The 11,620-nt window shown below is 45.8% G+C and carries 9 protein-coding genes; all 9 read left to right on the top strand.

The annotated features are described in order from the left end of the window. Positions 1–11: 11 nt before the first annotated feature. The 9 genes from ASG93_RS10425 to ASG93_RS10465 all read left to right on the top strand — a co-directional run bounded on the left by ASG93_RS10425 (position 12) and on the right by ASG93_RS10465 (position 11,620). The gene (locus ASG93_RS10425; protein ID WP_235550811.1) at positions 12–1,466 is read left to right on the top strand and encodes an O-antigen ligase family protein; all 1,455 of its coding nucleotides are present in this window, start codon (positions 12–14) and stop codon (positions 1,464–1,466) included. Continuing rightward, the gene (locus tag ASG93_RS10430) at positions 1,408–2,775 is read left to right on the top strand and encodes a lipopolysaccharide biosynthesis protein (protein WP_056831695.1); all 1,368 of its coding nucleotides are present in this window, start codon (positions 1,408–1,410) and stop codon (positions 2,773–2,775) included. The genes ASG93_RS10425 and ASG93_RS10430 overlap by 59 nt, the downstream gene beginning before the upstream one ends. 31 nt (positions 2,776–2,806) lie before the next feature. After that, complete coding sequence (locus ASG93_RS10435; protein ID WP_056831587.1) at positions 2,807–3,643, top strand: glycosyltransferase family 2 protein; 837 nt, start codon at positions 2,807–2,809, stop codon at positions 3,641–3,643. Continuing rightward, positions 3,627–4,889 (top strand): glycosyltransferase family 4 protein, encoded by a 1,263-nt coding sequence (locus ASG93_RS10440; protein ID WP_063891842.1) that lies wholly within the window; start codon positions 3,627–3,629, stop codon positions 4,887–4,889. The genes ASG93_RS10435 and ASG93_RS10440 overlap by 17 nt, the downstream gene beginning before the upstream one ends. Then, positions 4,858–6,012 carry a glycosyltransferase family 4 protein gene (locus ASG93_RS10445; RefSeq protein ID WP_056831589.1) on the top strand — a complete coding sequence of 385 codons (1,155 nt, stop codon included), beginning with the start codon at positions 4,858–4,860 and terminating at the stop codon, positions 6,010–6,012. The genes ASG93_RS10440 and ASG93_RS10445 overlap by 32 nt, the downstream gene beginning before the upstream one ends. Positions 6,013–6,043: 31 nt before the next feature. After that, positions 6,044–7,144: a glycosyltransferase gene (locus tag ASG93_RS10450; RefSeq protein ID WP_056831591.1), complete on the top strand. Its 1,101-nt coding sequence runs from the start codon at positions 6,044–6,046 to the stop codon at positions 7,142–7,144. 4 nt (positions 7,145–7,148) lie between these two features. Then, on the top strand, positions 7,149–8,480 hold the full coding sequence (locus tag ASG93_RS10455; protein ID WP_056831594.1) for a UDP-glucose dehydrogenase family protein: 1,332 nt from the start codon (positions 7,149–7,151) through the stop codon (positions 8,478–8,480). Positions 8,481–8,512: 32 nt separating this feature from the next. After that, on the top strand, positions 8,513–9,883 hold the full coding sequence (locus ASG93_RS10460; protein WP_056831596.1) for a sugar phosphate nucleotidyltransferase: 1,371 nt from the start codon (positions 8,513–8,515) through the stop codon (positions 9,881–9,883). A gap of 222 nt (positions 9,884–10,105) precedes the next feature. Next, a complete protein-coding gene (locus tag ASG93_RS10465; RefSeq protein WP_056831598.1) occupies positions 10,106–11,620 on the top strand; it encodes a glycosyl hydrolase in 1,515 nt (504 codons plus the stop codon).

Below are 11,620 nucleotides of genomic sequence, written 5' to 3' on the forward strand. Positions count from 1 at the left end.
AGGCTAGTCGGATGACAATCCTGTTGGTTGGAATGGCTTTGTTCGTCTCTTTACTCATCGGTTATTCTAGCGCAACGCTGAGTCCTGAACTTAGTATTCAAATCACGATTCTGTCGATGCTGCTGTTTCCCGCATTTGTGATGGCCTTGCTAGATTCGCGTCGATTGATTCCTTATATTCTGCTCGTTTGGGTCATTTGCCCGGAAATCCGGAGAATCCAGGATTGGACGGAAGGTACCTACCATTCTGTTTCCTTGTTGAGCATCGCCCCGCTGTTAACGAGTGCAGTGCTTATCATTCCAGTCCTTGCTAAGTTTCATCAGATGGAATCACGCATATACAAGCTGCTCATCTATGTGGGTATTGTGCTGCTATATGGAAGTCTGATTGGTGCAGCTAAGAATGGGAGCGGAGCCTTCTATGACTTAGCTAACTATGTGATTCCATTATTGTTAATCCCTTATGCTGCCTTATCTCATTTCGATAATAAAGCGCTGGACCGATTAATTGTCGCATTCTCCAACACCGCCATCTTGGTTGCCGTTTATGGCATTATCCAATATGTGATGGTACCGCCCTGGGATGCATTCTGGATGAACCATGTGGAGATGACCTCAATTGGTCAGCCGTTTCCCTTGGAAATCCGAGTGTTCTCTACATTGAATTCCCCAGGACCAGCAGGGATGTATATGGGAACTGCGCTTGCGCCGATGATTCTGGAAAAAAGATGGCGGGGACCGCTGGGCTGGATCGGCATTATTCTGGTAACGGTAGGGCTGCTCATCACGCTTGTTCGATCTGCTTGGGTTATGTTATTCATCGATATCGCCATTTACACGGCTGTTTCTGCGGGTAGACAGAAATGGAAATTGATTGCTCAATTAACTGCGGTTATCGCAGCCATGTATCTGATTATTCCAAAGCTGCCTGGTGCGCAGGGGCTGATCGCCCGATTGGATACAATGACAGCCATTCAAGACGATCATTCCTACAATGAAAGATTGGATTTCTTTCATACCGTTTTCCCAATGTTGTTTGCTAAACCGCAAGGGTTAGGTCTTGGGAGTATTGGTGTCGGCACCAAGTTAAGTAACGGAGGAGCACTTGGTGAATATGGCATTTTCGATAATGGATTCGTTGCCATTTTCCTTACCTTTGGTATTCTTGGAGGCTTGCTGTTTCTATGGGCCTTATGGCTCGTCACCCGCTTTCTTTTATCCCAAAAGAAACAACCGGGCGGTATAACAGCTTACGGAAAACTGGGGCTCTCAGCTTTGCAAGGAAGTATCGTTTGTCTCGTGTTCGAAAATGGGTATACGGGTTTGAAAGGCTTTCTACTATGGATGGTTGTAGGAATTGGAATCATGGCGCATCAAACGATCGTTCAAGAGAGGAGGCAAATTCCGGATGCAGCAACCAGTCAACTTGAAAATAGTTCGCATAAAGCCTCTATTCGGCTTCATTAAAGCATTCTTTTCAAGCAAGAGTCATATCTCGGCTTCTATCAGAACGATGTTTTTCAGTGTACTCATCTTAGTGATTAATATGCTTACAGGTATTCTTACAGCACGTTTTCTAGGACCATCCGGCCGAGGAGAGCAAGCGGCTATGGTTTTATGGTCACAGTTCCTAGCCTTTAGTTTCACTTTCGGTTTGCCTTCCGCCATTATTTACAACGTGAAAAAGAACATGAAAGATTCCGCCAAGCTTTATTCGACCGCTGTTCTCATGGGTTTGTCTGCAGGCATGCTTGCGATGAGCTTGGGGATATTGGTTTTACCCTATTGGCTCCGAACGTATTCAGACAACGTGGTCCTTTTCTCCCAATGGTCCATGGTGCTCGTACCTCTCATTGTATTGTCTCAGATTAATAATGCGATGATGCAGGTGAGAGGCGAATATAAGCTGTTCAACCGTCTGCGCTTTCTTATTCCGCTTAGTACGCTCATCGGCTTAGGGCTGCTAATCCTAACAAGAACAATGACTCCTTACACGTCAGCCGTGGCTTATCTCGCTCCGGCGGTTCCCTTTTACATATGGACGACAGTGCGCTTACTTAAGCAGTACGAATTCGTGATTAAGGATGCTTTTCAATCCTTCAAGACATTAATCCGGTACGGTATTGGATCCTACGGAAATGATTTAATGGGCAATGTCTCCTATTATATCGATCAAATTGTTATTATCGGTCTCCTTAATCCATCGGAGCTTGGACTGTATGCGGTGGCGGTAAGCCTTTCCCGTGTAGTCAACATTTTCTCTACATCCATTATCGTGGTGTTGTTCCCGAAAGCCTCGGGTTTACCTAAGGATAAAGTCGTTGAAATGACCTTCCGTGTTTACAGGATCAGCACATGTTTCGCTTTGCTTTGCTCATTGATGATTATGCTGGTTGCACCTTTCGTAATGCCATTGCTGTATGGCCCTGATTTTAAGGAAGCGATCAGTGTTTTTCGAATGCTGCTCCTCGAAGTTTCCATATCCGGTGGAACCATGGTGTTGGCTCAAGCGTTCATGGCATTAGGCAAGCCCAAGATTGTTACGATTCTGCAAGGGATAGGGCTGCTAATCGTCATCCCTTTACTAACGGTACTGATTCCGAAGTTTGGATTGCTCGGAGCGGGAATGGCCATATTATCATCAGGTTTACTGCGATTCGTCTTTATTCTACTTAATGTCAAATACACCTTAAAGACGAAACTTCCTAAATTATTGATTAATAAAGATGATGTGCGTTGGTTACTTTCGGCAATATCAGCATATAAAGCCAAATAATTTGTTTGAAACTGGGGGAGGGGCGAACGAAATGAGTCACTATAGTGACGCTGTGGGAGAGAATCGGATTTCTGTTGTCATCATTGCACAAGACGATGAAACGAGAATAGCGAGTGCGATTGCCTCCTGCAAGCCTTTTGCAGACGAAATTGTTGTCATTGACGGCGGGAGCGAGGACGGAACTGTCCGTGTATCTGAGCAGTTGGGCTGCAAGGTATATGTGAACGCTTGGCCTGGTTATGCAAAGCAGCGTATTTATGGCAGTGATCAAGCTGCCTATGATTGGATTTTCGTTATTGATACCGATGAGGTTGTTAGTGAACCTCTTGCAGATTCGATTCAGAAGTTGAAAAGTAACTTATCTGATCCGAGCAAAGCTTATGCTGTCTTGCGTATTGGTGACTTTCTAGGACGCTGGATGGGCAAGGGCGAGAAGCTTGTCCGTCTATATAACCGTACCGAAATTCAGTACCGGGAAAGTCTTGTGCATGAAATACCGGATGTCGCAAGTGAGAATATCACATATGTGTCAGGTGTTCTATGGCATTATGGTTTCCGCAGCATTCATGATCACATGGAGCGGTTTAATAAGTATACCGATCTGGAAGCGGAAGGCGCTGTTGCTGCTGGGAAACGATTTAGCCTGCTGCGAATGATCGTCCGTCCTCCCTTGCGATTTGTACAGAAATATATCGTTCATGGCTTGTATAAGAAAGGTATTCCAGGACTTGCGGTATCCCTCTTCTGGGGAATATACGAATTCCTAGTATGTATGAAACAGTATGAGCTTGGGCTTGCTCGAAAAAGAGTGAAACAGTCCCAGGAAGAGCCAATAAAGGAGGGGAAAGCTTATGCTACACTGCAATAGTTTGCGGATCCTGTGCACAGGAATGGGTTGGCCATCTGCACAGCCTGGAGGACTAAACACCTATTTCAAACATATTTGCGAAAGCTTAGCTACCCGTCATGAGCTGGAGGCGCTGGTATGCAGTTCGAATAAACCGGTCGTTCAAGACGACATCCGCGTCACGAATGTAGCCGCCACTGATTTGAAGTTAAGTAAAAGACGAGATGCCTTTCGGAAGCACGCTGCAGAGATGATGAATGGGCAGGACATCGACATCGTTTATTCCCACTTTGCTCCCTATAGTATTGGAGTTGCCATGGAGGCCAAAGCGCGAAATATTCCTGTGGTAATGACGTTTCATGGTCCTTGGAGTGAGGAAATCAGGCTCGAAGGCAAGGGACTTAAGCATCGAATCAAAACAATGATCGCTAAGAGCTGGGAGATGAAAGCTTATCGGCTGGCGGATGCCTTCATTGTGTTAAGTGAAACCTTCCGCGATATTCTTCATCACCAATACGGTGTCCCGCTTTCAAAGATTCACATCATTCCAGGCGGAGCTGATGTTGCCCGGTTCAAGCCGGCTGCGGATCGCATAGCGATAAGAAGGAAATTGCAGCTGGAGGAAGGGACGACAGCGGTGTTGACCTTAAGAAGATTGGTCAACCGAATGGGACTTCTTCAATTACTGGAAGCTTGGAAAGAGGTGGCGAGAACGGTTCCGGATGCTGTCCTCTTTATTGGGGGCAAAGGGCCGCTGCACGGAGAGCTGGAAAGCCGAATTGCTGAATATGGACTCCAGTCCCGCGTCCGATTGCTTGGCTACATCCCTGATCATGAGCTTGCTGACTATTATCAGGCCGCTGATCTGTTCGTTGTACCTTCCCAAGCGTTGGAAGGCTTCGGATTAATTACCGTAGAAGCAATGGCAGCCGGGGTTCCAGTCATTGCGACTCCAATTGGAGGCAACCGTGAAATTCTTCAGAAATACCGACCAGATATGCTCTTTGCAGGTAAAAACAGCGAAGATATGGCTTCAGGTTTAATTCGCTTATTGCGGCACCGTGAAATGTGGCCAACTGCAGAGCAATGCAGAAGCCATGTGTTGGAGAATTACACCTGGGATCGCGTATCCCAACAGGTAGATACTGTATTTAATCACGTCATCGATCAACATTTGATTGCTCACGGCGGCAGTCGTCAGGAAACCGCTGGGAAGAAAGGAGGACGTGAACAGGATGAGGGTAGCTTATTTGGATCATACCGCTAGATGGAGCGGGGGAGAAGTCGCACTGTATAACATTATTACCCATCTCGGTAATGAAGTAGACCCACTAGTCATCGTGGCCGAGGAGGGTGATCTCGTAGATCGGTTAAGAGACAAAGGTATCGACGTTCGCGTCTTGGCTTTAAGCGATAAGGTACGCAATCGCAACCGGAATACCGTAAATTTGCAAGCTGTATCAGCTGCTTTTGAGCTTCTCACCTATGGAAAGAGGCTCTCCAAATTATTGAAAGCAGAACAAGTCGTCTGTGTGCATACCAATTCGTTGAAATCTGCTTTTTATGGAGCCGTAGCTGCTAAATTGGCAGGTATACCTCTCATCTGGCATATTCGGGACCATATCGGAGTTCCGTACTTGAAACCGATCGTCGCTCAGGCGATACGATGGATGTCCCGCTTGCTGCCTAACGGCGTCATTGCGAATTCAAATTCAACCTTGAATGCTCTGCATTTGCCGAAGACGAAAAAAACGTTAGTGGTGTACTCGGCTTTCGCAAAAACGAAGAATGCAGGAACTGCTGTAGAGAAAAAAATAGATAAAAAATGGATGAAGCCCTACGTTGTTTTGCTGGTTGGAAGGCTAGCGGAGTGGAAAGGCCAACATATTTTACTCGAAGCAGCCAAGTCGTTTCTACCCGATCAGCAGGTTCAGTTCTGGTTAGCCGGGGATGCCTTGTTCGGGGAAGATGCTTACAAGCAGCAACTGCTTCAGCAAATGGCAGATGACAAGCTGTACAATGTCACTTTATTGGGACATGTAGATGACATTCAAACCTTAATGCAGCAAGCGGACCTTCTGGTGCATACTTCCATCACACCGGAGCCATTTGGTCAGGTCATTGTAGAAGGTATGGCGGCTGGATTACCTGTGATTGCTTCTAATGAAGGCGGTCCGACTGAAACGGTAGTGAATGGCGAAACGGGACTTCTCATCACACCCGGTGACCCCAAGTTGCTTGCCGATTCCATACACTACCTGCTGGAGCATCCAGAGGAGAGGCGCAGAATGGGCGAGAATGGCATAAAACGCGTGGAACAACACTTTGTCATCGAACGAACCGTTACCCAAATCACTCATTACTATGCAGGTTTAATTGCTAACTCGTAATTAACCTACTAGTAAAAAAAGGATGGATCAAATGAAAATAGCAATCGCGCATGATTATTTGGTTCAAATGGGCGGGGCAGAAAGAGTGGTTGAGGTCTTTCACCAAATGTACCCGAGTGCTCCCATCTATACGACCATGTTTAGCAATAATCGGCTGCTCGATGAGCTAAGAGATGCGGATATTCGAGCTACCTGGTTGCAAAAAATGCCAGGAGGGAAAAGCCATTTTAAAGAAATGCTCCCCCTATATCCATTTGCGATTAAGGATTTTGATTTCCGAGAATTCGATATCGTGCTTAGCTCAAGCAGCGCTTTCATGAAAAGTATTCAGGTTCCGAAGGAAACGTTTCATCTCTGTTACTGCCATACCCCGATGCGATTCGCTTGGGATTATGACACCTATATGGAGCGACAATCCAATTCAAGCGTGATGAAGCGGCTTTTGAAGATCTATATCGATAGGCTTAAGCAATGGGATCAAAAAACGTCGGCTAACGTGAATCAGTTTATCGCTAATTCCTCCGTCGTAAAAAATCGCATTCGTAATTATTACCAACGCGATTCCGATGTTATTTTTCCACCGATTAATACGTCGCGCTTCCATAGCTCAACTTCCATTGAGGATTATTATTTGATTGTGTCGAGACTTGTTTCGTACAAGCGAATTGATCTGGCGGTAGAGGCTTTTAATCAAAATGGACTGCCTTTGTACATTGTTGGAGAAGGACCCGATATGGCGAGGCTTAAGTCAATGGCCAAAGGGAATATCCGTTTCTTGGGAAGGTTGGATGACGGTTCGGTTACCCAAATGATGGCGCAGTGTCGAGCGTTAATCTTTCCTGGTGAGGAGGATTTCGGCATTACACCGCTTGAAGCGAATGCTGCCGGAAGACCCGTTGTCGCCTATCAAGCAGGAGGTGCATTAGACACGATAGTGTCTCATGTGAATGGTGTGTTTTTCAAACGGCAAGAGGTAGAAGATCTGCTGCTTGCGATTCAGGAAGTGGAAAACCATGCATGGGATGTAAGGCAAATCGTGAAGCACGCGCAGAAATTTGATGAGAAAACATTCATGGATAAGCTAAAGGACTACATGGGTAAAGCCTACCAACAATTCAGAGAGGGGCATTGATCATATGGATATTGCAGTAATCGGGACGGGGTATGTGGGGTTAGTTTCCGGGGTCTGCTTCGCAGAAGTGGGCAATAACGTCATCTGTGTGGATCATGATGAACAGAAAATTGAAAAGCTGCAAAACCTGATTTCTCCGATCTATGAACCAGGTATTGAGCAGCTGATGGAAAAGAATCTGAATGCCGGTCGGTTGGCCTTTACCTCTGATTTGGCACAAGCCATCAGTCAATCCGACCTTATTATCATTGCGGTAGGCACACCTTCTTTACCAAATGGAGAGGCTAATCTGGCCTATATCGAGCAGGCGGCTGTGGAAATCGGGAAAGCAATGAATAGCTATAAAATCATTGCAACGAAAAGCACGGTTCCTGTGGGTACGAACGAACATATTCAAATGATTATTGCCATGAATACGATGCAGTCTTTCGACGTCGTATCGATTCCAGAGTTTCTGCGGGAAGGCTCGGCGATCGACGATACCCTTCATCCGGATCGGATTGTGCTCGGGATTGAAAATCCAAGCTTAGCCGCACCTCTCACGGAGCTGCACCGTTCATTTACCGATCAAATCTTCGTTACAAGTATTCGCAGCGCGGAGATGATCAAATATGCTTCGAATGCTTTTCTAGCGACCAAAATTTCCTTCATTAATGAAATATCGAATATTTGCGAGAAAGTTGGCGCTGATGTCACCGAGGTTGCCAAAGGAATGGGGCAAGATAAGCGAATTGGCTCTTCCTTCCTGAGTGCGGGTATCGGCTACGGGGGTTCTTGTTTTCCCAAGGATACAGACGCGTTGATTCAAATTGCCGGTAATGTCGACTATGAGTTTCAATTGCTAAAGTCGGTTGTCGAGGTGAATAAATCGCAGCGGTATAAGGTGATTTCCAAGCTGGAGGAGTCCCTCGGACTGCTAAACGGCAAATCCGTTGGTATCTGGGGATTGTCTTTTAAACCGAACACGGATGACATTCGTTATGCACCTTCCATCGAAATCGTAGAAACCCTGATTCGTGCGGGAGCGCAGCTGAAGCTGTATGATCCCATAGCGATGGAGAAATTTAGAGAACGCATCGACCATCCGGCGATTCAGTGGTGTGAGAATGCCCTTGAGGCAGCCACGGGGTCCGACGCCATATGTTTACTTACGGATTGGGAAGAATTCAAATCAGTTCCTTTGTCACAGCTCATTTTCGTTATGGAGCAGCCGATTCTTATTGATGGTCGCAATGTGTTTAGCAAAGAGCAGGTTCAGGGAACTGGACTCAAATATTATTCCGTAGGAAGACCTGACTTGATCGGGGCATCCCGTCCCAAAGCGTTGGCTAGATAAAAGTCAAATAAACCGAGTGGAGTGTGGTATTCATGAAATTGGTTCTTCTTTCCGGCGGGTCGGGTAAACGACTGTGGCCATTGTCCAATGATTCCAGATCTAAGCAATTCTTAAGGGTACTTGAAGATGCTGAAGGCAGAAGCGAATCCATGGTTCAACGCGTATGGAGACAACTGCAGAATACGGGCCTCGGCGATGATGCTTACTTAGCGACGAACCGCTCTCAGGTAGAGATGATCATTAGTCAATTGGGTGGCGATGCCCCGCTTATCGTCGAGCCAGAGAGAAGAGATACCTTCCCTGCAATCGCGCTTGCTGCTGCTTATATGTATGATGTCGAAAGTTTGCCCCTGAACACTGTGATTACGATATTACCCGTAGATCCTTATGTCGATGAGGCTTTCTTTCAGAAAATCAAACAGCTAGAGTATGTTCTGCACGAAACGGATGCGAATTTAGCACTAATGGGTGTTGTTCCAACGGTACCGTCTGAGAAATACGGGTATATCGTTCCCTCTGACAAACGCAGTGAACGGTCAGAAGCACTTCACGTTAACCATTTTGCTGAAAAGCCGAATCGTGAACAAGCAGCTGCCTTGATTGAACAGAAGGCGCTTTGGAACTGCGGTGTCTTCGCTTTCCGACTAGGCTATCTCATTGAGGTCATGGTGGAGAAGGGCATCCCGATTCAGTATGAAGAAATACTTAAAAACTATCATAGATTAACGAAAATTAGTTTTGACTACGAAGTTGTAGAGAAGGAAGCCAGCTGTGTTGTCGTCCCTTACGACGGCTATTGGAAAGATCTTGGCACCTGGAATACATTGACTGAGGAAATGAGTCGCTCCCAGATCGGAACGGGCATTGTGACCGAGGATTCCGAGAATACCCATTTGATTAATGAGCTGGACATTCCTGTTACGGTGATTGGAATTAAGGACGCTGTCATTGCTGTCAGCCCTGATGGGATTCTAGTAACGAACAAGTCGGAAAGTCCACGCATTAAGGAAGTTATGAATAAAATTGAACACCGTCCGATGTACGAGGAGCGCAGGTGGGGACGTTATCGCGTGATTGACTACGTCAAATATGCCGAAGATAACGAGGTGCTGACCAAACGGATTCTCGTTCATGCAGGTAAAAATATAAGCTATCAGCTGCATTATAAACGCAGTGAAGTGTGGACGATCGTAAGCGGCGTTGCGGATATTGTCATTAATGACAAGCTCTATCAAGTGAAGCCAGGTGATGTCGTTCGAATACCAGATGGAACCCGGCACAGCATTCGAGCTATCACGGATGTTGAATTTATCGAGGTCCAGAGCGGATCTGAATTAGTAGAAGAAGACACGGTTCGTATTTGTATGGCATGGAAGGATATCCCTCTTCACCAATTTATTTAAGATTTGTTTTGAAACAACGAACCGCCTTCTATTCGACTTTGGCGAATGGAAGGCGATTCCTTGTTTGAAAGCATAACTGAAATTGGAAAAACTTTCAAAACATTTATATAATGCTTATACAAATCTAATATATGACCTGTATGGTAGATTAAGCAGGATGAACACGTGTGTTAGAAGCGTAAATCGGGGTTCATTGTGTCAATCTACGATACTGGAGGAAAGATGATGATCGATTTTTTTGGAAAGGCGGGTGTGCGTAAGAAGGTGGTTTCCTTATTGTTTCTACTCTCTTTGCTAGCACCGAATTTCTTGCTTCACCCGAACGTAACGAATGCGTCAGTTGTTCCTATCAACTCACAAGCAACGTACGAGGCTAAGGCAGTACTGCAGCATTTGTATGCCATTTCGGGTGTAAGCATCATTAGCGGGCAGCATGATTACCTAGAAAGCCCGGATGAATGGACGAATCAAGTCAAAGGCATGACAGGTAAATATCCGGGTCTTCACGGTTATGAATTCGGTGCTATTATGGATCAATCGGAAAGTCAATTAGCAGATCAAAGACAAAAGGTGGTTAATAGTGCGATAGCATGGAACAAGGCTGGCGGACTGGTAACGATATCATTTCATGAAAGTATTCCCGGAACGTGCCTTTGCTGGTCGAATGTAAAGAAGGAAATGAACCAAGCCGATTTTGATAAGTACGTTACGCCAGGTACACCCCAGTACACGCAATTGCTTGCAGATCTCGATAAAGCAGCTGTGTACTTGGGGAAACTTAGGGATGCAGGTGTTCCTGTCCTATGGCGCCCGTATCATGAAATGAATGGGAATTGGTTCTGGTGGGGCAAGAAGAGCAACTTCCCTGCACTTTGGAATATCATGTACGACCGCTTCGTTCTTGTGCATAAGTTGAATAATTTGCTTTGGGTTTGGAGCCCGAATGCACCGAATGCATGGTCCGACTCGTATACAGCCACTTATCCTGGAGAAAATAAGGTGGATGTTCTCGCCGTTGATATCTATGACAATGATTACCATCCGGATTATTATGCGAAAATTGTTGAATTGGCGAATGGTAAGCCTGTAGCCGTGGGAGAAAATGGTGAGCTGCCTAGCAGCACTATTTTGAATGAGCAGCCCAAATGGGCTTATCTGATGACATGGGGCAAAATGCTGACCGAAAATAATAACCTACAAGAAATCGAATCCTTCTATACGAATTCAAAATCGCTGACAAGAGAGTCTCTTCAACCTATTAAAGCTCCTGTCTCACAACCTGTCTTACAGGATGAGAGATACGGGTTGCGAGCAGAATATTACGATAACAAGGATTTGACCGCGCTGAAGGAAACGAGGATGGATGCCAAGATTGATTTCAATTGGACCACGACGGCTCCCTTTCCTTCTATGCAAGCAGATACGTTTTCCGTGAGATGGACGGGTAAACTTAAGCCCAAATATACGGAAACCTATAAGATTTCTACCTTGAGTGACGATGGCATCCGAGTTTGGGTGAATGGCGTGTTGGTTATTGATAGTTGGTTTAATCAAAGCTGGGTGGAACGATCCGGAACCATTGCATTAACCGCTGACGTGCCTGTTGATTTCAAGGTCGAATATTATGATAATACGAATGGTGCTGTTGCTAAAGTCATGTGGACGAGCCCGTCCCAAGTGAAAGAAATTATTCCCGCGAGTGTCCTATTACTTCCATTATGGTTGAGAGGTATCTAA

This window comes from Paenibacillus sp. Soil787, from assembly GCF_001429545.1.
GTDB lineage: Bacteria > Bacillota > Bacilli > Paenibacillales > NBRC-103111 > Paenibacillus_E.